The sequence below is a fragment of the Roseovarius nitratireducens genome (assembly GCF_002925845.1).
Lineage (GTDB): Bacteria > Pseudomonadota > Alphaproteobacteria > Rhodobacterales > Rhodobacteraceae > Roseovarius > Roseovarius nitratireducens.
On sequence record NZ_PDNI01000055.1, the window covers coordinates 22,479 to 44,437 of the forward strand.

A 21,959-nucleotide genomic window follows, 5' to 3' on the forward strand; every position below is an offset into this window, starting at 1 on the left:
GTCAAAGCCCGAACCGGGCGTAATGCGCCCGGTCCTCAAGCGCGGTCACCGCGTCCTGTGCGAGATGTGCGCCGAAGCGTGACAACAGCCCCCGCCGACGCCCGTAGCGCACCAGCCGAACCTTGTCGCCGTAGACCTCTTTCATGCGCGGCACCAGATGGCCGAACCCGTCGGCGAGGCCAAGCTCGATCGCCTTGCCTCCCAGCCAGAACTCGCCCGAGAACAGGTCCGGCGCGTCGGCAAGCCGCCCACCGCGGCGGTCCTTCACATGGGTGATGAAGGCAGTGTGGATATCGTCGAGAACGGTCTTGAGCCGGGCCACGTCCTCTGGCTTTTCCGGCAGGAACGGGTCAAGCGTACTCTTGGACTTGCCGGCGGTATAGACCCGCCGCTCGATCCCCTGGCGCTTGAGAAACACGTCCGCCCCGAACCCCGCAGAGATCACCCCGATGGAGCCGAGGATCGAGGCGTGATCGACGCGGATATCGTCCGCCGCCGCCGCCAGCCAGTACCCGCCCGAGGCCGCCACGTCCTCGACAAAGGCATGGACGGGGATCTCCTTCTCCTCCGCCAGCCGCCGGATGCGCGCGGCAATGAGCGAGGACTGCACCGGTGAGCCGCCGGGCGAGTTGATCTCGAGCGCCACCGCTGCGGGCTTGCCGCGGCGAAACGCCTTATCGATCACTGGGCCCAGCGCCTCGTCGCTCAGGGCCGCACGCGGCCCCGACCCGATCACGCCAGCGAGGCGGATGACAGCCACGCGCGGCGGCCGGTTGAGAAAGGGGACAAGATGTCTCATCCGGCCCGATGTAGAGTGCGCAGGGGCGACAAACAAGGCGGCGCGTGCCCCGCAGCCGCGGAGGCGCGGGAAAACATCACCCCGCGCTCAGGACTTGATGCGATAGCCGGTGCGAAAGATCGCCCAGACCGCCCCGAGGCACAGCGCGAAGAAAACCGCCACCGCCAGCAGGCTCAGCCCCGGGCTGACATCGGCCACCCCGAAGAACGACCAGCGGAAGCCGGAGATGAGATAAACCACCGGGTTGAACAGCGTCACCGTTTGCCACGCGGGCGGCAGCATCGAGACCGAGTAGAACGCCCCGCCCAGGAACACCAGCGGCGTGATGACGAGAAGGGGAATGAGCTGCAACTGTTGGAAATTCTCCGACCAGATGCCGATGATGAACCCGAACAGCGCAAAGGAGATGCAGATCATCACCAGAAAGCCCAGCATCATCACCGGGTGATGAATATTTATCTCCACGAATAGCCGCGCGGTAACGAGGATCACCCCGCCGATCAGCAGCGACTTGGTCGCCGCCGCGCCGACATAGCCGATCACGATTTCGATGAAATTCACCGGCGCCGACAGAAGCTCGTAGATCGTGCCGATGAATTTCGGAAAGTAGATACCGAAAGAGGCGTTGGAAATGGCCTGTGTCATCACGCTCAGCATGATGAGGCCCGGCACGATGAAAGCCCCGTAGCTCACTCCCTCCACCTGCTCGATACGGCTTCCGATGGCCGCGCCGAAGACGACGAAATAGAGCGTGGTGGAAATCACCGGCGACAGCAGGCTCTCGAATATCGTGCGGAAGAACCGCTTCATCTCGTAGACGTAGATCGCCCAGATCGCGTGCAGGTTCATGCCGCGTCCTCCCGCAAGAGGTCCACGAAAATCTCTTCGAGGCTGCTTTGCCGGGTCTCGATATCGCGCAAGCCGAGCCCCTCGCGCGCCAGTGCCTGCAACAGCCGCGTGATGCCGGTGCCCTCGCCGCGCGTGTCGTAATGATAGAGCAGCGCCGCGCCGTCCTCGATCCGCTCTAGGTCATAGCCCGCAAGCGCCTCGGGCACCGCCGCCACCGGCTCGGCGAGGTCGATGCGCAGCGTCTTGCGCCCCATCCTGCGCATCAGAGCGGCCTTGTTCTCGACCAGAAGGATCTCGCCGCCGTTGATGACGGCGACGCGGTCGGCCATCGCCTCGGCCTCCTCGATGTAATGGGTGGTGAGGATGATGGTGACGCCGCTTTCCTTCAAACCGCGCACCACCTCCCACATGTCGCGGCGCAGTTCGACATCGACGCCCGCCGTCGGCTCGTCGAGAAACAGCACCTGCGGCTCGTGACAGAGCGCCTTGGCGATCAGCACCCGGCGCTTCATCCCGCCCGACAGCTCGCGCGTGCGGGCGTGCCGTTTGTCCCACAGCGAGAGCTGCCGTAGCACGCGCTCGACCAGCACATCGTCGCGTCCCTTGCCGAACAGCCCGCGCGAGAACCGCACCGTGTTGATGACCTTCTCGAACGGTTCGAGCGCCACCTCCTGCGGCACGAGGCCGACGAGGTGCCGCGCCTTGCGCCAGTCGCGCAGGATGTCGTGCCCGCCGATCCGCGCCTGGCCGCCCGAGGGCGTGGTGATGCCGCACAGCGCCGAGATGAGCGTGGTCTTGCCCGCGCCGTTGGGACCGAGCAGCGCAAGGATTTCGCCCCGCTCGATGGCGAGCGATACGCCGCGCAGCGCGGTGAAGCCGCCCTTGTAGGTCTTGCTGAGGTTCTCGACCTCGACGATGGCCGCCATGTCCGTCTGCCCCCTTCTGACTTGCTCGCAACCTAGTCGGTTGGCGCGCGACCGCAAGCGGCGTGGGCGGCCTCTCCCCTGTGCGATGGCGCGCAGTTCCAACCTGGAAACAATCTGTGCGACGGTTATGCGCGACAGCGCGCCTCGTCTTTGCTATAAGCATCATCGGGTGGGACCGATTTGATCTGTGGGAAATGCCATGCTCACCCGACTTCTGACCGCCCTCTTCCTTTTGTCCGTCACGCAAGCAGGGCTGGCCCATGCCGGCGGCCAGAACGGGCCACGCGTCCTGATGATGGGTGATTCGCTCTTTGCCATGCACAAGCTGGCAGGTGGCTCCGTCGGCACGCGCCTGCGCGCCGCGCTTGACGCGCATCTCGTGGACAATTCGGTGGGTGGTGCGCGGTTTCTCTATCGGCTGCCGATCTCCGGTGCCCTTGGCCTCAACATCGCCAAGCAATATCGCCGTGGCGACTGGGATTGGGTCGTGCTGGGCGGTGGCGGCAACGATCTCTGGCTCGGCTGCGGCTGCAACCGCTGCGAGCGCAAGATGGACCAGATGATTTCCGAGGACGGGCGGCGCGGCGTGATCCCTGGCCTTGCCTCGCGTGCGCGGCACGACGGGGCACAGGTGCTGCTCGTGGGCTACATGCGCACGCCCGGCAACGGCTCTCCGATCGAGCATTGCGCCGACGAGGGCGACATGCTCGACGCGCGGCTTGCGCGGCTTGCCGGGCTGGATGGCGGGGTGCATTTCCTGTCGCTCGCCGACATGGTCCCGCATGGCGACCTCAGTTACCACGCGATGGACCGCATCCACCCCTCGTTCAAGGGCAGCCGCGCGATCGCCCACCGCATCGCGCGGTTGATCGCCGCCGAATCGGGTGCTCCGGTGGTCTCGCGTGGCGCGGGCGGCGCCGACTGACGCGGCGCCGCGTCCTTATCCCAACATGCGGCGGAACCAGCCCTTTTTCGGGGCCTCGTCGTCGGTCTCCGCGGTATTCTCATCCGGGGCTTCCTCGGGTTGGACGACCGCCGCTTCCAACCGGGCAAAGAACTGGTCGGCCATCTTCTTGGCAAAGCCATCGACGATCCGGCTGCCAAGCTGCGCGAGCTTGCCGCCGACGCTGGCCTCGACATCGTAGTGCAGCCGTGTGCCGCCCTCGATCTCCTCGAGCCGCACGGCGGCGCTGCCCTTGGCATGGCCCGCCGTGCCCCCCTTGCCCGCGCCGCTCAGCGTGAGGCTCTCGGGCTCGACCATGTCGGTCAGCGTCACCGAGCCCTTGAATGTGGCCTTCACCGGGCCGACCTTCTGCACCACCACCGCCTCGAACCCGTCCTCGGGCGTCCCGGTCACCTCCTGCGCGCCGGGCACGCATTCCTTGAGCACCTCGGGGCTGAGCAGCGCCGCCCATACCGTCGCGCGGTCGGCGGCGATCTCGCGGCTGTCGGACATCTTCATCTCGGCGTCTCCTCCTGTTCCTCTGGCCCACAGCGTAACCCGGTGGCGCGCCGGGGCAAAGACGTCCTATGGTCCGGGTCACGACAAGGAGGGGGACAGGGATGCTGACGGGGCTGCGCGTGGTCGAGTTCGAGGGGCTGGGGCCCGCACCCTTCGCCGCGATGATGCTGGCCGAGATGGGGGCCGAGGTGGTGGTGATCCACCGCCCTGGCCCGGGCAGCCCGGTAGCGGGTGATCGCAACCTGCTCGACCGCGGCAAGCGGTCTATCGTGCTCGACCTAAAGGATGCGGCCGACATCGCCGTGGCCCGTGCGCTGGTCGCCCGCGCCGACGCGCTGGTCGAGGGCTATCGCCCAGGCGTGATGGAGCGGCTGGGGCTGGGGCCGGACGAGATGCGCGCCGCCAACCCGCGCCTTGTCTACGGTCGGATGACCGGCTGGGGGCAAGACGGGCCGCGCGCCCGGCAGGCAGGGCATGACCTCAACTACCTCGCCACCTCTGGTGCGCTTTGGTACGCGGGCGCCCCTGGCACCCCGCCCCTGACGCCGCCCACCATGCTGGGCGATGTGGGCGGCGGCGCGCTTTACCTCGTGGCCGGTGTTCTGGCGGGGCTGGTGCAGGCCGCGCGCACCGGGCAGGGCACGGTGGTGGATGCCGCCATCGTCGATGGCTCGGCGCACATGATGGCGCTGCTGATGTCGATGATGCCCTCTGGCAACCTGTCGATGGAGCGGGGGCAGAGCCTGCTGGACGGCCCGCACTGGAGCCGCGTCTATGCCTGCGCCTGCGGCGGGTGGCTCTCGGTGCAATGCCTCGAGCCGCAATTCTACGCGGCGTTTCTGGATGTGATGGGGCTTGGAGGTGATCCGCGCTTTGCCGCGCAGCAGGACCGCGCGCAATGGTCCGCACAGACCGAAGCACTGGCCGCGATCTTTGCTGACCGCCCGCTGGCGTATTGGGCACGGCTCTTTGCCGGGTCCGATGCCTGCGTCGCCCCGGTGCTGCGCCCGGACGCGGCGGCAACCGATTCGCACATGGCGGCGCGCGGCGTGTGGCAGGGCGAGGGCGACAGTCTGGCCCCCGCGCCTGCCCCCCGCTTTGACGGGGGCGTGTCCCGGGTCACGGACCCACCCCTGCGCGGTGCGGACAGCGCGGCGATCCGGGCGGAACTGGGGATGTGAGGGAGGGGGGTGGCCTGGAGGGGACCCTCACAGCTTGGTGCCAATGCGCGGAATCAAGGTGCTGAAAGCACCGCCGCGCAGCGCCCGACCGCCCCATCGGGCGGGCGCTTTTGCAACGATACAAATAGCGGTGATTTCTGAAGTATCTTGCACCATAAATCGCATAGCACAAACCGAACCGCGCCCACCCGGCGGTCGGGCGCCGCGCGGCTCATCGCCAAATGCCCAACGACCGCTTCAGGCCACTAGCCTCGCTTCTCAATCCACCCGCCGCACCAAAAGCTGGTTGCCCGAGCCGGGCTTGGTCTCGAACACCTTCAGTTCCTTGATGAGATCGCTCAGCTTCTTCTTGCCATATGTACGCGTGTCGAAATCGGGCTTGTCGGTCTGTATCTGCTGGCCGATGCGGCCCAGCGGATACCATTCGTCATCGCTGTCGATCTTTTCCATCGCGTCAAAGATCAGCCGCCGCGCGTCGGCGATGTGGTGGCTGTCGAGCTTGGCCTTGGGGGTGCTGCGTGGCGCGTCGCTCACGTCCTCGTAGATGTTCTCGATCGCCACGAACCGGTTGCACGCGTTCTTGAGCGCGTCGGGCGCCTTGGCCTCGCCGATGCCGATCACCGTCAGCCCCTGCTCGCGGATGCGGCTGGCCAGCCGGGTGAAATCGCTGTCCGAAGAAACCAGCACGAAGCCGTCGAAATGGCCCGCATGCAGGATGTCCATCGCGTCGATCACCAGCCCGATATCGCTGGCGTTCTTGCCCTTGGTGTTGGCGGTCTGCTGGTGCTGGACGAGGCCGAGGTTCTGCGCCGTCTTGGTCCAGCCCGAAAGCTGCTGGCTCGACCAGTCACCATAGACCCGCCGCAGCCCCGGCTCGCCATAGCTCGTGACCTCGCGCAGGATCGCGTCGGCATACTTGGCGGGGACGTTGTCGGCGTCGATCAGGACGGCGAGAAGCTGTGTGTCGCGGTTGGGCATGAAGCGGCTCCTTTTACCCCTTCATGCCCCATTCCGCGCGCGGACGAAAGCGCCTCTCGTCAGGCGTCCTCGCCGATCTTGTCCTGTGTGCGGGTCTCGAAATCCTCTGCCGAATGCCGCTCGTGCAGTTGCATATGCGGCTCGCCAAAGCTGCGGTTGACCATGCGGCCGCGCTGTACCGCCGGGCGCGCGTCGATCTTCTCGGCCCAGGCGAGGACGTTCTTGTAGCTCTTCGCGTCGAGGAAGGTCGCGGCGTCGTAGAGCCGCCCGAGGCACAGCTGACCATACCACGGCCAGATCGCCATGTCGGCGATGGTGAATTCGTCTCCGGCGATGAAGGGCTTGTCGGCAAGCTCGCGGTTCAGCACGTCAAGCTGCCGCTTGGCCTCCATCGCGAAGCGGTCGATGGGGTATTGCCATTTCTCCGGCGCGTAGGCGTAGAAATGACCAAAGCCGCCGCCGAGATAGGGCGCGCTGCCCATCTGCCACATCAGCCAGTTGATCACCTCGGTCCGCGCGGGGCCGCTCTGCGGCAGGAACGCCCCGTATTTCTCGGCCAGGTGCAGCAGGATCGAGCCGCTCTCGAACACCCGCAGCGGCGCGTCCCCGGTGCGGTCCACCAGCGCGGGGATCTTGGAATTGGGGTTGATCTCGACAAAGCCGCTGCCGAATTGCTCGCCCTCGCCAATGTCGATCTTCCACGCGTCATATTCGGCGTCATGCCCGGCAGCGAGCAGTTCCTCGAACATTACCGTCACCTTGACGCCGTTGGGCGTGGCCAGCGAATAGAGCTGGAAAGGGTGCTCTCCCACCGGCAGCTCCTTGTCATGGGTCGCCCCGGCGATGGGCCGGTTGATCGAGGCGAACTGCCCGCCAGAGGCGCCCTCCCATTTCCAGACGTCGGGCGGGGTATAACTGTCGTCGCTCATGTGATGATGTCCTCTCGAATTGCGTTGCCGCCAAGCTAATCCTTACGCAATGGCGCACAATCGGCGCGACTGCACAGGTTCCTGTGCAGCCGTGCAAAGGCCGTCAGCCCAGTTGATAGCCCGGGGTCGAGGCCGAGATCGCCTGCTCCTCCTCGTCCATGTCCTCGCCGATCCCGTCAAAGAGCGGCGTGGTCATGTAGCGCTCTCCGGTGTCGGGCAACATGCACAGGATCACCGAGCCGGGGGCGGCAGTCTCGGCGATCTGTAGCGAGACCGCGAAGGTCGCGCCGCCCGAGACGCCGGTGAAAATCCCCTCCTTTGCCGCGAGGTCGCGCGCCACCTTGATCCCGTCGGGGCCTGAAACGGGGATGAGATCGTCGTAATAGCCCTTGTCCACCGCCTCCTGCAGCACGAGCGGGATGAAATCCGGGGTCCAGCCCTGGATGGGGTGCGGCTCGAATGCCGGGTGGCTCGCGGCGGGCTCGCCCTTGTCGTTGCGCTCCTGCGCTTGGCCGCTGCCCAGAAGCGCGGCATTGGCAGGCTCCGACAGGACGATCTTTGTTTCGGGGCGCGTATCGCGCAGCACCCGGCCCAGCCCCGTCACCGTGCCGCCGGTGCCATAGCCCGTGACCACGTAATCGAGCCGTTCCCCCTCGAAATCGCCGAGGATTTCCCGCGCGGTGGTGGCGGCGTGGATATCGGCATTGTCCTTGGTCTCGAACTGGTGGGCGAGGAACCAGCCGTTCGCCTCGGCCAGCTCCTCGGCCTTCTTGTACATGCCAAAGCCTTTTTCGGCCTTGGGCGTCAGCACCACCTTGGCCCCCAGCATCCGCATCAGGCGGCGGCGCTCGATGGAGAAACTGTCGGCCATCGTCACAACAAGCGGATAGCCCTTCTGCGCGCAGACCATCGCGAGGCCGATGCCGGTATTGCCGCTGGTCGCCTCGACCACCGTCTGCCCGGGTTTGAGCCGCCCGTCGCGTTCGGCGGCCTCGATGATGTTGACCGCCAGCCGGTCCTTGACCGAGGCTGCGGGGTTGAACGCCTCGGCCTTGACATAGATCGTCACGTGATCGGGGCCGAGGTTGTTGACGCGGATCACCGGCGTGTCGCCGATCGTATCCAGAATGCTGTCGAAGCGGCGGCCGCGGCCCGTGGTGGTGCGGATGGATGTCTCGGTCATGATCTGTCTCCCTCTTTCGTGTTGGTGGCAAAGCTATGCCGCGTCGCGAGGGTCGAAAAGGATTGTCCTTCGCGCACGGGGTCTGGTCCGTAAATTCGTGACATGCGTCCTGCAATAGCACGCATTCCGGGACGAAAGTATCGCATGACGGCCCGGACAGCAGACTCGACTTGGCCGACCAGTCGATCTACCTTGAGAACAAATAGCGAACATTAGCTGCCATGCCCGCCCGTCGCATCCTTTCCGTCTGGTTTCCCCGGCTGGGGGCCGAGCGCCTGACGCGCCGTGCGGGCGCGGCGGGGGCGTTTGCCGTGGTGGCCGAGGACGGGCCGCGGCAGGTGCTGGCCGCGCTCTCTGCCGGGGCCGAAGCGGCGGGACTGGTGCCCGGCCAGCCGCTGCGCGAGGCGCAGGCGCTCTGCCCGGACCTGCGCACCACCCCGCAAGAGCCCGCCGCCGAGGCCGCATTTCTGCGCGCGCTGGCGCGCTGGGCGGACCGGTTCTCGCCGCTGGTCGCGTGCGACGGGGCGGCGGGGCTGATGCTCGACATCACCGGTTGCGCGCATCTTTTCGGCGGTGAGGCGGCGCTGGGCGCTGCGGTTGTGGACGAGGCCACAGACCTCGGCCTCTCGGCGCGCTGCGCCATCGCGGACACGCCCGGCGCGGCCTGGGCGCTGGCGCGCTTCGCGGGGCAGGGGGCGGCACCGGGCCGCTCGGGCGACGCCATAGAGCAGGAGGCGCGCGCCACCCGAGCCCGCGCCGCCCGGCGCGGGCCGTGGCAGGGCCGGGCGGTGCCGCGCGCCGCCGCCCCGGTGATCCTCGCGCCGCCGGGGCAGCTTCACGCCGTGCTGGCCCCCCTGCCGGTGGCGGCGCTGCGCCTGCCCGAGGGGCTGGCCGATGACCTCGGTCGGCTGGGGCTACGGCGGATCGGCGATCTCGCGGGGCAGCCGCGTGCGGCGCTGGGGCGGCGCTTCGGTCCGGTGCTCATGCGGCGGCTCGACCAGGCGCTGGGTGCTGTGCCCGAGCCGCTCTCGGCCATCGCCCCGCCGCCGCCGCTGGCGGTGCGGCTGAGCCTGCCCGAGCCGATCGGCCTGATGGATGACCTGCGCGAGGGGGCCGCGCGGCTGCTGGCGCGGCTCTGCGCGCGGCTGGCTGAGCGCGGCGAGGGCGCGCGCGCCCTGCGGCTCGAGGTGCGCGGTGCCGATGGCGGCGTGCAGGCGGTGGACCTGCGGCTGGCGCGCGCCATGCGCGACGCCGACGCGATGCTCGCGCTGTTGGTGCCACGGCTGGAGCGGATCGACGCGGGCTTTGGCATCGACATGCTGCGCCTCGACGCGCCACAGACCGAGCGTATCGTGCCCGAGCAGATGCGCGGGCAGGGGCAGGCGGCCGCGCGGGGTGACGCGCTCGCGGACTTGCTCACCCGGCTGGGCGCGCGTGTTGGGCTCGACGCGATCACCCGCCGCCATCCCGCCGAGAGCCGCATCCCGGCCAAGACCGCGCTCACCCTCGCCGCCGCCTGGTCCGAGCCCGCCGCCGCGCCCTGGCCGCGGCCCGAACATCCCCGCCCGCTGATGCTCTGGCGGCCCGAACCGGTCACGCCACAGGCGGGCGGACGGCCCTGCGCGACGTTTCGCTGGCGCGGGCGGCGGCACGAGACGGCCCATGCCGTCGGCCCCGAGCGGATCGCCCCGGAATGGTGGCTCGACGATCCCGAATGGCGCACGGGCCTGCGCGATTACTGGCAGGTTCTGACCACGCGCGGCGAGCGGCTCTGGCTTTTCCAGGCGCATGGTGCGGCGCTCTCGGGGGGGTGGTTCTGCCACGGGCGGTTCGCCTGAGGCGGCCCGGCGTGTCATCGCTCTTGATTCGCGCTGCATTTGGCGCAACTCTGGGGCCATGAACATGCCAGGCCCCGGCCCGCTCACGGGCGCGAAACCGACCGAGCCGCAGGTGGCGTTCCGACGCGACGAGCTGGGCGTGATCCTGTCGCTGTACGGGCGTATGGTGGCGGCGGGCGAGTGGCGCGATTACGGTATCTCTTGCCTGCGCGAAGTGGCCGTGTTCTCGGTCTTTCGCCGCACCGCCGAGCACCCGCTCTACCGTATCGAGAAACGCCCCCGCCTGCGTGACCGGCAGGGGCAGTATTCGGTGATCGGCATGGACGGGCGGATATTGAAGCGCGGGCACGACCTGCGCACCGTGCTGCGCGTGCTCGAACGCAAGCTCATCCGCGCGGTGGAGTAGCGAGCAAAGGGGGAGCGGGGCGGTTCTGGCCTTGAGCGGTCGTTGCAGTGAGCCGTGTCATCGTATGTCCGCGGGCAGGCGATCCAACGGTTTTTCAGGGCACTTTATTTCTGCTTTCCCGAAAAACATGCAATCGGCGCGCTAGCTTAGCCAAATCGCCTGTCCGGGGGGCGGACATGCGATGGCGCGGCGGCCTTCGGCCTTGATTCCGCGCCGGGACCAAATCCCAAACGACCACTCCAGGCCGATCCCCTCAACCGCCGCTCACAGCCAGTCCTGCCGCCCCGTGCCCACCGCCTCGGCCACCGACGCGAACCCGTCGCGCTCCAGCAGCGCCTCCAGCCCCCGCGCGATCTCCGACACCAGCGACAGTCCCTCGTAGACCAGCGCCGAGTAGAGTTGCACCGCCGTGGCCCCGGCGCGGATCTTGGCATAGGCGTCCTCGGCCGAGCCGATCCCGCCCACGCCAATGAGTGGCATGTCTCCGTCCGTGATCTGCGACAGCCGCGCCAGTACCCGTGTGGAGCGCTCGAACAGCGGCGCGCCCGACAGGCCGCCCGCCTCGCCGCGCGCGGCCCCGCGCAGCCCCTCGCGCGACAGCGTGGTGTTGGTGGCGATGATCCCGGCGACGCCCGCCTCGCGCGCGACATCGGCGATCTCGCCCAGTTCCGCATCGCTCAGGTCCGGCGCGATCTTGAGAAACACCGGGATGCGCCGGGGTAGCCCGTCGCGCGCCGCCATCACGCCCGCGAGCAGCGCCGCCAGCGCTTCGGCCCCCTGCAACTCGCGCAGCCGCTCGGTATTGGGGCTGCTGACATTGACGGTGGCGAAATCGAGATGCGCGCCGCAATGGCGCAGCACCGTCGCGAAATCGGCGGCGCGGTCGGCGCTGTCCTTGTTGGCCCCGAGGTTCAGGCCGATCACCGCGCCCTGCGGGCGCCGGGCCAGCCGCGCGGCGGCGGCCTCCATGCCGTCATTGTTGAAGCCGAAGCGATTGATGACGCCGCGATCCTCCGCCAGCCGAAAGAGCCGCGGGCGCGGGTTGCCCGGCTGTGCGCGCGGCGTGACCGCCCCCGCCTCGACAAAGCCGAACCCGGCGCGCGATAGCGGCCCCAGCGCCTCGGCGTTCTTGTCGAACCCGGCGGCAAGCCCCACCGGGTTGGGCAGCGCCATCCCCGCGAGATCGACCCGCAGCCGTGGCGAGGTGACCGGGCCGGGTGCGGGGGCAAGCCCGAGCCGCAGCGCGCGCAGCGCAAGGCCGTGCGCCGTCTCGGGATCAAGCCGGTGCATTAGGCCGAGGCCGAGGCGTTCCAACCCAGTCATTCGGCGTCCTCGGGGAAGCGGTGCGCGCCCGCCACCAGCGGCAAGGGCCTTGCCCACGCCACATCCTCCAGCCGCAACGCACGGTAGAGATGTGGGAACAGCGCCCCGCCGCGCGACGGCTCCCATTTCAGGGCGTCACCCAGCCGATCCGCCTCGACCGCCAGCAGCATCAGCCCGTCCTCGCCCGCGAAATGCTTCGCCGCCGTCTCTGCCGCCTGTTCGGCGGTCGAGAAATGCACGTAGCCGTCGGCCAGATCGACCGGCGCGCCGCGCGTCTCGCCGTTTGCGCGCAGGGCGTCCCATTCCGGGGCGCGAAAAATCTTGTAGATCAGCATGGATCGGGTGATGCCGCGCCCGTGGCCCGCCGTCAAGCGATGCTTGAGGCAGGGTGCGGGATCGGCTAGCAAGATGGTCCACCAAAGGAGACGTTCATGGCGTTCACCATCGCGATCGACGGGCCGGCAGCGGCGGGCAAGGGCACCATCGGGCGCGCGCTCAGCCACCATTTCGGCTTTGCCCATCTCGATACCGGGCTGCTTTACCGCGCGACCGGGCGGCGCACGCTCGACGGGCTCGCGCCGGTGGAGGCGGCGCAGACGCTGCGCGCCGAGGATCTCGATGCCGACGACCTGCGCACCCCCGAGGTAAGCCAGGCCGCGAGCCGCGTGGCCGCCATCCCCGAGGTGCGGCAGGCGCTCCTCGATTTCCAGCGCGCGTTTGCGCGGCGCGCGGGCGGCGCGGTGCTCGATGGTCGCGATATCGGCACGGTGATCTGCCCCGAGGCGGAGGTGAAGCTCTTTGTCACCGCCAGCGATACCGAGCGCGCGCGCAGGCGACACAAGGAGATGTGCGAAAGCGGCCACGCGGTGACGCTGGAAGAGGTGATGGACGACCTGCGCCAGCGCGACGCCCGCGACAGTGCCCGCGCGGCCGCCCCGCTGAAACCAGCCGAGGATGCGCTGATGCTCGACACCTCGGAAATGTCAATTGAAGAGGCGGTGGCCGCGGCGGTGGCGGCGGTGGACGCCGCGCGGGGCTGAGCGCTCCATCTGGGCAAGAAACCGCTCAGCCGTTTGCGCGCAGCGGCACGGCTCTTAGGTTGATCGAGCGGTCGCGGCCAGGTGCCCGCGGCGCAGACACCTTAGACCAGAGGAGGCCCTATGCCCACCCGAACGATATTCAAGGCAACGACGACGGCCATCGCGCTGGCGTTCGCTGCCGCGCCGGTGACAGTCGTCACCACCCAGACCGCCGCCGCACAGCAGGACGCGAGCTATTCCGCCGAAGAGCTTGATATCTTTACCGAGGCCCTGCTCGGGGTGGCTGACGTGCGCCAGAAATACAGCACACTCGTGCAAAGCGCCGAGACCGAGGAGCAGCAGGCCGCCATCGTCGAAGAGGCCAATACCGAGATCATGCAAGTGATCGAGGATACCGAGGGCCTCACCCTTGACCGCTACACAGAGATCGCTGTGGCCGCCAACAATGATCAGACGCTGAACCAGCGGATCATCAAGCGCGTTCAGGCCATGAATGACCAGAACCAGTGACCGGCAGGGCCGGGGTTGCATCCGGGCGCCCCGGCCCGACGCTATCGCGTCGCATTCCAAAGGACAGCCGATGACGTATCACTTTGTCATTCTCGCGGGGCTTCTCGCCCTTGCCTCGCCCGCCGCGTCCGACACGGACGCATTGGAGCGGGATGGCTCCTGCCCGGGCTGCGACCTGCGCGAGGCAAGCCTCACCGGGGAGGCGCTTGTCGGAGCGGACCTGACGGGGGCGAACATGGAGGAAAGCGATTTTTCCGCTGCCGACCTCTTTCTCGCCCTGCTCGACGAGGCGCGCATGGACCGGGCGGATTTCCGCGAGGCATCGCTCAAGGCGGCGACGCTGACGGACGCCTCGCTGCGCGACGCGGATTTCCGAGGCGCCGATCTCTCCGGCGCGCGGCTGAAAGGGGCCGACGTGACGGGCGCGCGCTTCGAGGGGGCAATCCTGTGCAACACGGTCATGCCGGACGGCACCCTGTCGCGCGACGGCTGCGACTGACGATCCTGCGGCTCAGCCCCCTGCGTTCGGGAAAAAGAGCTGCTGGCCGTCCACTTCGTAGCCCGCGATCGCGGCCTGCCCCTCGTCCGAGAGTACCCAGTCGATGAATGCCTGACCGGCCCCGGCCTTGACGCTTGGGTGCTTTTCCGGGTTCACGAGGATGATGCCGTATTGGTTGAACATCTTCGGATCCCCTTCCACGACGATGCCGTAGTTCCCCTTGTTGCCAAAGGCGATCCATGTGGCGCGGTCGGTCATGATATAGGCGCCCATCGCGGTGCCGGTGTTGAGCGTCGCGCCCATGCCTGATCCCGTCTCGCGATACCAGCCGCCCGAGGCGGCCTGCACGTCGATCCCGGCCCCCTTCCACAGGCGCAACTCGGCCTTGTTGGTGCCGCTGTCATCCCCGCGCGAGGCAAAGGGGGCTTGCGTCCCGGCGATCTTCGTCAGCGCCGCGACCACGTCGCGCGTCCCCGCCACACCGGCAGGATCATCCGGCGGGCCGACGATGACGAAATCATTGTACATCACGTCGAACCGCGTCACGCCGTGCCCCTCGGCCACGAATTTCTCTTCCGCCGGCTTGGCATGAACGAAGAGCACGTCGCCATCCCCATTGGCGGCGTTCTTGATTGCCTGCCCGGTGCCCACGGCCACCACCCGCACGTCGATGCCTGTCTTGTCCTCAAACATCGGCAGGATGTGGTCGAACAGGCCCGAATTCTGCGTCGAGGTGGTCGATTGCACCACGATGAACGCGTCCTGTGCCAGCGCCGCGCCGGTCCCGAGGGCCAGTGTCGCGCCGAGCGCAAGCGAAAGAAGGAAACGTCTGAACATTGCACGCTCCGTGTCGGGTCGGGGTTCAGTGGGATGTTCCGGTATAGAGCCGCCCCTGCGTCCAGGCGCGGGCGGCCTCAGAGCGCGGCGCGCCCAGAACCTGATCGAGCGTGCCGCGCTCCGCGACGCGCCCGGCATCGAGAAAGATCACCTCGTCACCCATGCGCCGCGCCTGCCCGAGGTCATGGGTAACCATGACGATGGTCACCCCGCGTGCATGGGCTGCATTCACCAGTTCCTCGATCATCTGCGTCGAGGCGGGGTCGAGGCTGCTGGTGGGCTCATCGAGGAACAGCAGGTCCGGCTCGCACACCAGCGCGCGCGCCACGGCGAGGCGCTGTTGCTCGCCGCCCGACAGCACGCGCGCGGGTTGGCCTGCCAGGTCGGAGAGCCGCGCCATGTCCAGCGCTTCCTGCGCGCGCTCCGCGCGGGCGCGGCCCGCCATCCCGTGGACCTTGAGCGCGAAATTCAGATTGGCCAGCACCGACCGGCGCAGCATCACGGGACGCTGAAACACCATCGCCTGCGCCCGCCGCGCGCCGCGGTCGGGCGCATGACCGCGCCACAGCACCTGCCCCGATGACGGCGTGAGCAACCCGTGCAGCAGCCGCAGAAGCAGGCTCTTGCCGCTGCCATTGGCCCCCATCACGAGGGTGCGCTTGCCCGGCTCTATCCCGAGGTCTATGCCGTGGATGAGGGTCTGCCCGCCCGCCGAGAAACTCAAGCCGCGCGCCGCCAGCAGCGGTTGCGCGGCAACGGCGCTCTCGGCGAGGATATCCATCACCGTGTCACGCATAGGCTGCCCGCACCGCCGAGGCGCGCAGCGCCATCACCCCGGCATTGACGATCACCGCCAGCCCCAGCAGCAGCACGCCCAGCGCCAGCGCCAGTTCCAGGTTCCCCTTGGAAGTCTCCAAAGCGATGGTCGTGGTCATCACCCGCGTCACGTGGTTGATATTGCCACCCACGATCAGCACCGCCCCCACCTCGGCCACCGCGCGGCCGAAACCGGCGAGCGCCACGGTCAACAGGCTATAGCGCGCATCCCACAAAAGAGCGGTGACCCGCGTCCGTGCCGTCAGGCCGAACGAGGCGAATTGCTCGGCATATTCGCCGTGCAGATCCTCCACCACCTGTTTCGTCAGCGCCGCCACGATGGGCGTGACGAGGATCGTCTGCGCAATGATCATCGCCGTGGGGGTATAGAGCAGCCCGAGGATGCCCAAGGGCCCCGCGTTCGACAGCATCAGGTAGACAAACAGCCCCACCACCACCGGCGGCAGCCCCATCAGCGCGTTGAGCAACACCGTCACCGTGCCCCGCCCGCGAAAGCGGAACGCCCCCACGACCGCGCCCAGCGGCAGGCCGATCAGGCACGAGATGGCCACGGCCGTGAGCGTCACGCGCAGCGACAACAGCACGATTTCGCTCAGGTCCCGATCCCATGTCAGGATCAGGCCGAGTGCCTCCGCCATGATGTCGCCAAAGCTGAACACGCGCGTTTTCTCCCCTTACCGGGAAAAAAAGCACAAAAACACATAACGCGCCAGCCCGAATCTCGCGGACCGCGCTCAGCCAATATCGAGCCCATCGCGCGCCCCGATCTCCGACAGCGCCGCCGCGATCCGCCCGCCCGCGTCACTCACCTGAAAACTCCGCGCGCACGGCGCCCGTATGCGCCCCGAGCCCGGGCACCGGTCCGGGCGTGCGTGGCGCGCCGTCCACCAATGCGCCGGGGGCCAGCATTCGCACCGGCCCCGAGGGCGTCTCGACGGTGACGTGGCGGTTCTGCGGGTGGGCGACGAGGTCTTCCATGTCGCTCACCCGCCCATAGGCGATTCGCGCCGCGCGCAGCCGCTCGGCCATCTCGTCGCGTGCCACGGCGGCAAACACCGGCCGCAGGATCGCGTCGAGCGCCGGGCGGTTGGCGACGCGCGCGGAATTGCTGTCGAATCGCGGGTCGCGGGCAAGCGCCGCATCCCCGAGGATCACCTCGCAAAACGCGGCCCATTCGCGCTCGTTCTGGATCGAGATCAGCAGCGATTTGCCGTCCGCCCCCTCGTAGACACCATAGGGCGCGATGGTCGGGTGGTTGAGGCCCGCGCGCGCCGGCACCTTGCCGCCATAGGCGTATTGCAGATACGGCACGTTCATCCAGTCGGCGAGCGCGTGAAACAGCGACACCGCGACATGCCGCCCCGTGCCGGTGGCGGCGCGCCCGATCAGCGCCTCGAGGATCGCCTGATAGGCCGTCATTCCCGCCGCGATATCGCAGACCGACACGCCGGTGCGCGCAGGCCCCGCCGCGTTGCCGGTGATCGACGACAGCCCCGATTCGGCCTGCACCAGCAGGTCATAGGCCTTGAGATCGGCCAGCGGCCCCTCCTCGCCATAACCCGAGATCGAAACGGTGATGAGTCGCGGATTGTCGGCGCGAAGCCGGTCGGGGGCAAATCCCAGCCGGTCGATGGCCCCCGGCGCAAGGTTCTGGATGAACACATCCGCGCGCGCCAGCATCCGCTCCATCAGCGCGCGATCGGTGTCTTGCCGCAGGTCGAGGCAGGCCGATTCCTTGCCCCGGTTGAGCCAGACGAAATAGGCGCTCTCGCCATGCACGTGGCTGTCATAACCGCGTGCGAAATCGCCCTCGGGCCGCTCCACCTTGATGACCCGCGCCCCCGCCTCGGCCAGCCGCCCCGAGCAATAGGGCGCGGCCACCGCCTGTTCGACCGAAACAACGAGAAGACCAGAGAGATCGGCAGGCATGGGTAGGCTCCTTTGATTGCGGACCAGACAATGCCGGGTCGTGGCGGCAGAGGAAAGCCCGGTTTCGCGCGGGCCCGATATTCCCCTCGGATGCAAAACCTGCGAGGTATCAGCCGGAAAAGACGGGGGCACACACCATGACCACATTCGATCCCACCGCTGCGCATGCCGATATCCGCGACGGCGTGGCGCGGGTCTGCGCGGGGTTTCCCGGCGCCTATTGGCGCGATCTCGATGCGCGGCGCGCCTACCCGACCGAATTCGTCGCGGCACTCATCCGCGAGGGCTATCTCGCCGCGATGATCCCCGAGGAATACGGCGGCTCGAACCTGCCGCTCACCGCCGCCGCGGTGATCCTCGAAGAGATTCACCGGCAGGGTTGCAACGCCGCCGCCTGCCACGCGCAGATGTACACGATGGGCACGCTCCTGCGCCACGGATCACAGGCGCAAAAGGCGGCATATCTGCCCGGCATCGCTGACGGCTCGCTGCGGCTTCAGGCGTTTGGCGTGACCGAGCCGACGAGCGGCACGGACACGCTGGCATTGAAGACCACGGCCCGGCGCGAGGGCGATGACTATGTCATCAATGGCCAGAAGATATGGACCTCGCGGGTGGAACATTCCGATCTCATGATCCTTCTGGCCCGTACCACCCCGCGTGACGAGGCGGCCTCGCGCACTGATGGGCTGTCGGTGTTCCTCGTCGATCTGCGGGGCAAGGTGGGCAACGGCGTGGAAATCCGCCCCATCCGCACGATGATCAACCACGCCACAACCGAGGTGTTCTTTGACAATTTGCGCATCCCCGCGGACAGCCTCATCGGCAAGGAAGGGAAGGGCTTTCGCTACATCCTCTCGGGCATGAATGCCGAGCGCATCCTGATCGCCGCCGAGTGCATCGGGGACGCGAAATGGTTCCTCAAGACCGGGGCGGACTATGCAAGCGCGCGCGAGGTGTTCGGAGAGCCCATCGGCGCCAACCAGGGGGTTCAGTTCCCGCTGGCGCGCGCGCAGGCGCACATGATGGCCGCCGAGGCGATCGTCTACCGCGCGGCGGCCATGTATGACGCGGGCGAGAACCCGGGGGTTGAGGCCAACACCGCCAAGCTGCTCGCGTCCGAGGCAAGCTGGGAAGCTGCCGAGGCTTGCATGCAGACCCATGGCGGCTTTGCCTTCGCCGAGGAATACGATGTCGAGCGCAAGTTCCGCGAGGCGCGGCTCTACCAGATCGCGCCGATTTCGACCAACCTGATCCTGTGCCACATTGCCGAGCGGGTGCTCGGCCTGCCCAAGTCCTACGGGCCCGGGCGGGGCAACTGAGGGGCGTGCCATGGACGACTATTCCGACTGGATCGGCTGGGGGTATACGCGGTCAGAGCCCGTTTCTGAACGGCTGATCGCGCAGTACCGCGCCACTCTGGCGGGCTATCTGGCCGAGGCGGAGGTGCCGGTCGGGCTGCACTGGTGCCTCGTGCCGGACGCGGTTGAGCCGGACAAGCTGGGCCGCGACTGCCACCCGAAGACCGGCCTCTTCCTGCCCGCCCTGCCGCTCCCGCGCCGGATGTGGGCGGGAGGGGAGCTGGAATTTCACGCGCCTTTTCAAGCGGAAGATGTGGTGACGCGCGAGACAGTGATCGAGGACGTGGCCTTCAAGCAGGGGCGCAGCGGGCCGCTCGGTTTCGTCACGCAGCGCCATGTCTACAGCGTCGAGGGCGCGCCGCGCATCACCGAGCGGCAGGACATCGTCTATCGCGAGGATCCGAAGCCGGGGCAGGCGCGCGTGCCTGCGCCCGCAGAGGATTGGCCGGGGTCCGAGACGTGGCACCTCACGCCCGACCCGACGCTGCTGTTTCGGTTCTCGGCACTCACCTTCAACGGCCACCGCATCCATTACGATCACCCCTATGCCACGCAGGTCGAGGGCTACGAGGGGCTCGTGGTGCACGGGCCGATGCAGGCGGTTTGGATGATGAACCTCGCGGTTCACGTAGCCAACCGCACGGTTCGCCGCTTTTCCTATCGCGGTCTCAGCCCGCTCATCTGCGGCGCGGCGGTGGCCATCGAGGCGCGCGAGACAGCGGGCGGGCTGGACCTGCGCGTGCGGCGCGCGGCGGACGGGGTGGCGACGATGGAGGCGCGGGCGCATCTGGTGGATTGACATAACTAGTTTTATCGTTATATTGACCACATGACACAGACAGGCCCAACCTCCCGCGCGCTCGCCGCGCTTGGCCACGACACCCGCCTCGCCATCTTTCGCTTGCTGGTGCGCGCGGGTGACGAGGGGCTCAGCGTGGGCGAGATCGGGCAGCACCTCGGGCAGGCCCCCTCGACGCTGGCGCACCACCTCTCGACGCTGGTCGATGCCGGGCTGGTGCTGCAGGAACGGCAGGGCCGCACCATCCTGAACCGCGTGGATTTCGCCGCGATGCGCACCATGCTCGATTTTCTCACCGCCGAATGCTGCACCGGCGTGCGGCTGGCCTCCACCGATAGCGCGGCCTGATTTTTTGGGCCTAAAATCACGACATAACTAGGGATATAAAAATGAACGACTTCACCCTCACCCCGCCTCGTGCCGCCACCGTGCTGCGCACCGCTTGGCGCAAGCACAGCGTCTGGCTCGTCACCGCGCTGATCCTCGCCTTGCTGACCGTTTTCGACCGCACGCAGGCGGGGGCGTCGATTGCCTTCACGGCCGAGGCGCTGGCGGGCACCGCGCCCTTTCTCGTTCTGTCCATCGCCGTCGCGGCCTGGGCCACGGCCACCGGCGCCGACAACCTGATCGCCCGCGCCTTTACCGGCGCGCCGGCGGTGATGATCCTGCTGGCGGCGCTGGCGGGGGGGCTGTCGCCGTTCTGCTCCTGCGGGGTGATCCCGCTCATCGCGGCGCTGCTGGCGATGGGGGTGCCGCTGTCGGCGGTGATGGCCTTCTGGCTCGCCTCGCCGGTGATGGACCCGTCGATGTTCGTGCTGACGACGGGCGTTCTGGGCCTTGAATTCGCTATCGCCAAGACGCTGGCGGCCATTGGCCTCGGCCTGATGGGCGGCTGGGTGGTGCATTTCCTGGGCCGCGCCGGGGGCCTCGCCGATCCGCTGCGCGAGGGCATCGGCAACGGCGGCTGCGGCGGGTCGAAACTGCGCGACCCGAAACCGGTGGTGTGGCGCTTCTGGATCGACCCGGAGCGGCGCGCGAAGTTCGGGCGCGAGGCAGCGAGCGTCACCCTGTTCCTGCTGAAATGGCTGACGCTGGCCTTTGTCCTCGAAAGCCTGATGCTGGCCTTCATCCCCGCCGAGACGATCACCGGCGTGCTGGGCGGCACGGGCCTCGCGCCCATCGCGCTGGGCACCCTCGTCGGTGTGCCTGCCTATCTCAACGGCTATGCCGCGCTGCCGCTGGTGGGTGGGCTGGTCGGGCAGGGGATGGCCCCCGGTGCGGGGCTTGCCTTTCTCGTGGCGGGTGGCGTCACCTCGCTGCCCGCGGCGATCGCGGTGTGGGCGCTGGTAAAGCCCCGCGTCTTCGCGCTCTACCTCGCGCTGTCGCTGACCGGGGCGTTCGCCGCCGGGCTGCTGTTCCAGATGTGGAACCTGACATGAGGCGGCTCACCGTCGAGATCGCGGGCCTTGAGCCGGGCGCGCGGCTGCTGGCCCCGGCGGGGATGGCCACCCCCGCCGAGGCCGTCGCCGCCGCGTCCGTCACAGGCGGGCGCATCGCCGCCGTCCTGCCCGAGCCGGAGCTGGGCCTTGCCGCGCTCGAGATCGCGGCAGAGGGCGGGCCGCTGACGCTGTCCTACGAGATCGCGCCCGGCGGTCCTGCCTATCCGGACATCATGTTCGCCCCGCGCGCGACGCGCTACACCACCCCCGCCGACGATCTGGCGCAGGCAAGCGTGGAGGTGGCCCGCGCGGCAGGCGGCGGCATGGCGGGCATCGCGGCGCTGGTGGCGGAGGCAGAGGCGCGCTTTGCCTATGCCCATCCAGAGGTGCGGTTCAATGACGGCACCGAGGCGGTGCCCTACCTTTCCTGCGGCCTGACGACGGGCTCTTGCATCGACATCAACACCTACCTCGTGGCGAGCCTGCGCGCCGCCGGGTTCGAGGCGGGCTATGTCTATGGCTATTTCTTTCCGGCGGAGAAGGGCGGTGTCACCGACGACATGCATTGTTGGGTCGTCACCCGTCACGCCGGCGTGGTGCAGCACTGGGATATCGCCCACCACATGAAGGCCGGGCTGGGACCCGCGCGGGATGCGCTCAACCCGCGCCCCGGCCGGCGCGTTGCGTTGGGCCATTCGATGGGGCATCGCTACGGGCATGGTGCCGGGGTGGTGACGCTCAAACTACTGGCAGAGCCGGTGCTGATCGGCGCGGACGGGAAGCCGGGACCGGCCCCGCTTGTCGCGCGGCTTGCCGCACCCTGACAGGACGCAG

At 68.2% G+C, this 21,959-nt stretch carries 25 protein-coding genes; 12 read left to right on the plus strand and 13 right to left on the minus strand.

Going from position 1 to position 21,959, the window contains the following annotated elements:
• Position 1 precedes the first annotated feature (1 nt).
• From CRJ03_RS09720 to CRJ03_RS09730, 3 genes are all read right to left on the minus strand, one after another.
• A complete protein-coding gene (locus tag CRJ03_RS09720; RefSeq protein WP_104018678.1) occupies positions 2 to 799 on the minus strand; it encodes a S49 family peptidase in 798 nt (265 codons plus the stop codon).
• A gap of 87 nt (positions 800 to 886) precedes the next feature.
• Positions 887 to 1,648 carry an ABC transporter permease gene (locus CRJ03_RS09725; RefSeq protein WP_104018679.1) on the minus strand — a complete coding sequence of 254 codons (762 nt, stop codon included), beginning with the start codon at positions 1,646 to 1,648 and terminating at the stop codon, positions 887 to 889.
• A complete protein-coding gene (locus CRJ03_RS09730) occupies positions 1,645 to 2,574 on the minus strand; it encodes an ABC transporter ATP-binding protein (RefSeq protein ID WP_104018680.1) in 930 nt (309 codons plus the stop codon). The genes CRJ03_RS09725 and CRJ03_RS09730 overlap by 4 nt, the downstream gene beginning before the upstream one ends.
• Positions 2,575 to 2,773: 199 nt before the next feature.
• Here CRJ03_RS09730 and CRJ03_RS09735 point away from each other — a divergent pair, with 199 nt between their 5' ends.
• A complete protein-coding gene (locus CRJ03_RS09735; protein WP_104018681.1) occupies positions 2,774 to 3,499 on the plus strand; it encodes an SGNH/GDSL hydrolase family protein in 726 nt (241 codons plus the stop codon).
• A gap of 15 nt (positions 3,500 to 3,514) precedes the next feature.
• On the opposite strand, the gene CRJ03_RS09740 is transcribed toward CRJ03_RS09735, so the two are convergent.
• A complete protein-coding gene (locus CRJ03_RS09740; RefSeq protein WP_104018682.1) occupies positions 3,515 to 4,036 on the minus strand; it encodes an SRPBCC family protein in 522 nt (173 codons plus the stop codon).
• A 101-nt stretch (positions 4,037 to 4,137) separates the two neighbouring features.
• Here CRJ03_RS09740 and CRJ03_RS09745 point away from each other — a divergent pair, with 101 nt between their 5' ends.
• Positions 4,138 to 5,217: a CaiB/BaiF CoA transferase family protein gene (locus CRJ03_RS09745; protein WP_104018683.1), complete on the plus strand. Its 1,080-nt coding sequence runs from the start codon at positions 4,138 to 4,140 to the stop codon at positions 5,215 to 5,217.
• 258 nt (positions 5,218 to 5,475) lie between these two features.
• On the opposite strand, the gene CRJ03_RS09750 is transcribed toward CRJ03_RS09745, so the two are convergent.
• The 3 genes from CRJ03_RS09750 to CRJ03_RS09760 form a co-directional block, all read right to left on the minus strand.
• The gene (locus CRJ03_RS09750; RefSeq protein WP_104018684.1) at positions 5,476 to 6,195 is read right to left on the minus strand and encodes an NYN domain-containing protein; all 720 of its coding nucleotides are present in this window, start codon (positions 6,193 to 6,195) and stop codon (positions 5,476 to 5,478) included.
• A gap of 59 nt (positions 6,196 to 6,254) precedes the next feature.
• Entirely contained in the window at positions 6,255 to 7,124 is an 870-nt protein-coding gene (gene yghU / locus CRJ03_RS09755) for a glutathione-dependent disulfide-bond oxidoreductase (RefSeq protein WP_104018685.1), read from the minus strand.
• Between the two features lie 103 nt (positions 7,125 to 7,227).
• A complete protein-coding gene (locus CRJ03_RS09760; protein ID WP_165375291.1) occupies positions 7,228 to 8,307 on the minus strand; it encodes a PLP-dependent cysteine synthase family protein in 1,080 nt (359 codons plus the stop codon).
• Between the two features lie 221 nt (positions 8,308 to 8,528).
• Here CRJ03_RS09760 and CRJ03_RS09765 point away from each other — a divergent pair, with 221 nt between their 5' ends.
• Complete coding sequence (locus CRJ03_RS09765) at positions 8,529 to 10,145, plus strand: Y-family DNA polymerase (RefSeq protein WP_104018687.1); 1,617 nt, start codon at positions 8,529 to 8,531, stop codon at positions 10,143 to 10,145.
• A 58-nt stretch (positions 10,146 to 10,203) separates the two neighbouring features.
• Complete coding sequence (locus tag CRJ03_RS09770) at positions 10,204 to 10,551, plus strand: DUF2794 domain-containing protein (protein WP_104018688.1); 348 nt, start codon at positions 10,204 to 10,206, stop codon at positions 10,549 to 10,551.
• A 264-nt stretch (positions 10,552 to 10,815) separates the two neighbouring features.
• Here CRJ03_RS09770 and CRJ03_RS09775 read toward each other — a convergent pair whose 3' ends face one another.
• A complete protein-coding gene (locus CRJ03_RS09775) occupies positions 10,816 to 11,874 on the minus strand; it encodes a quinone-dependent dihydroorotate dehydrogenase (protein ID WP_104018689.1) in 1,059 nt (352 codons plus the stop codon).
• A complete protein-coding gene (locus tag CRJ03_RS09780) occupies positions 11,871 to 12,209 on the minus strand; it encodes a DUF952 domain-containing protein (RefSeq protein ID WP_104018690.1) in 339 nt (112 codons plus the stop codon). Before CRJ03_RS09780 ends, CRJ03_RS09775 begins: the two co-directional genes overlap by 4 nt.
• A gap of 96 nt (positions 12,210 to 12,305) precedes the next feature.
• Between CRJ03_RS09780 and cmk the strand changes: the two genes are divergently transcribed.
• The 3 genes from cmk to CRJ03_RS09795 all read left to right on the plus strand — a co-directional run bounded on the left by cmk (position 12,306) and on the right by CRJ03_RS09795 (position 13,923).
• Positions 12,306 to 12,914, plus strand: coding sequence for a (d)CMP kinase (cmk, locus tag CRJ03_RS09785; RefSeq protein WP_104018691.1), 609 nt, complete (start codon positions 12,306 to 12,308; stop codon positions 12,912 to 12,914).
• 120 nt (positions 12,915 to 13,034) lie between these two features.
• Complete coding sequence (locus CRJ03_RS09790; RefSeq protein WP_104018692.1) at positions 13,035 to 13,424, plus strand: DUF4168 domain-containing protein; 390 nt, start codon at positions 13,035 to 13,037, stop codon at positions 13,422 to 13,424.
• A gap of 70 nt (positions 13,425 to 13,494) precedes the next feature.
• Positions 13,495 to 13,923, plus strand: a complete 429-nt coding sequence (locus CRJ03_RS09795; protein ID WP_104018693.1) for a pentapeptide repeat-containing protein — start codon at positions 13,495 to 13,497, stop codon at positions 13,921 to 13,923.
• A 12-nt stretch (positions 13,924 to 13,935) separates the two neighbouring features.
• Here the strand turns inward: CRJ03_RS09795 and CRJ03_RS09800 are convergent, their stop codons facing one another.
• The 4 genes from CRJ03_RS09800 to CRJ03_RS09815 form a co-directional block, all read right to left on the minus strand.
• Positions 13,936 to 14,760, minus strand: a complete 825-nt coding sequence (locus CRJ03_RS09800) for an ABC transporter substrate-binding protein (RefSeq protein WP_104018694.1) — start codon at positions 14,758 to 14,760, stop codon at positions 13,936 to 13,938.
• A gap of 25 nt (positions 14,761 to 14,785) precedes the next feature.
• Positions 14,786 to 15,556: an ATP-binding cassette domain-containing protein gene (locus tag CRJ03_RS09805; protein WP_104018695.1), complete on the minus strand. Its 771-nt coding sequence runs from the start codon at positions 15,554 to 15,556 to the stop codon at positions 14,786 to 14,788.
• The gene (locus tag CRJ03_RS09810; RefSeq protein WP_240611632.1) at positions 15,549 to 16,256 is read right to left on the minus strand and encodes an ABC transporter permease; all 708 of its coding nucleotides are present in this window, start codon (positions 16,254 to 16,256) and stop codon (positions 15,549 to 15,551) included. Before CRJ03_RS09810 ends, CRJ03_RS09805 begins: the two co-directional genes overlap by 8 nt.
• 142 nt (positions 16,257 to 16,398) lie before the next feature.
• Positions 16,399 to 17,526, minus strand: coding sequence for a CaiB/BaiF CoA transferase family protein (locus tag CRJ03_RS09815; RefSeq protein WP_104018696.1), 1,128 nt, complete (start codon positions 17,524 to 17,526; stop codon positions 16,399 to 16,401).
• A gap of 137 nt (positions 17,527 to 17,663) precedes the next feature.
• On the opposite strand from CRJ03_RS09815, the gene CRJ03_RS09820 reads away from it, so the two are divergent.
• The 5 genes from CRJ03_RS09820 to CRJ03_RS09840 are packed head-to-tail and all read left to right on the plus strand — an operon-like array spanning position 17,664 to position 21,949.
• Positions 17,664 to 18,848: an acyl-CoA dehydrogenase family protein gene (locus CRJ03_RS09820; protein ID WP_104018697.1), complete on the plus strand. Its 1,185-nt coding sequence runs from the start codon at positions 17,664 to 17,666 to the stop codon at positions 18,846 to 18,848.
• 10 nt (positions 18,849 to 18,858) lie between these two features.
• A complete protein-coding gene (locus CRJ03_RS09825; RefSeq protein WP_104018698.1) occupies positions 18,859 to 19,686 on the plus strand; it encodes an HTD2 family dehydratase in 828 nt (275 codons plus the stop codon).
• Positions 19,687 to 19,716: 30 nt separating this feature from the next.
• The gene (locus CRJ03_RS09830; RefSeq protein ID WP_104018699.1) at positions 19,717 to 20,034 is read left to right on the plus strand and encodes an ArsR/SmtB family transcription factor; all 318 of its coding nucleotides are present in this window, start codon (positions 19,717 to 19,719) and stop codon (positions 20,032 to 20,034) included.
• A 41-nt stretch (positions 20,035 to 20,075) separates the two neighbouring features.
• A complete protein-coding gene (locus tag CRJ03_RS09835; RefSeq protein ID WP_206018351.1) occupies positions 20,076 to 21,125 on the plus strand; it encodes a permease in 1,050 nt (349 codons plus the stop codon).
• A complete protein-coding gene (locus tag CRJ03_RS09840) occupies positions 21,122 to 21,949 on the plus strand; it encodes a transglutaminase domain-containing protein (protein ID WP_104018701.1) in 828 nt (275 codons plus the stop codon). The genes CRJ03_RS09835 and CRJ03_RS09840 overlap by 4 nt, the downstream gene beginning before the upstream one ends.
• Positions 21,950 to 21,959 lie beyond the last annotated feature (10 nt).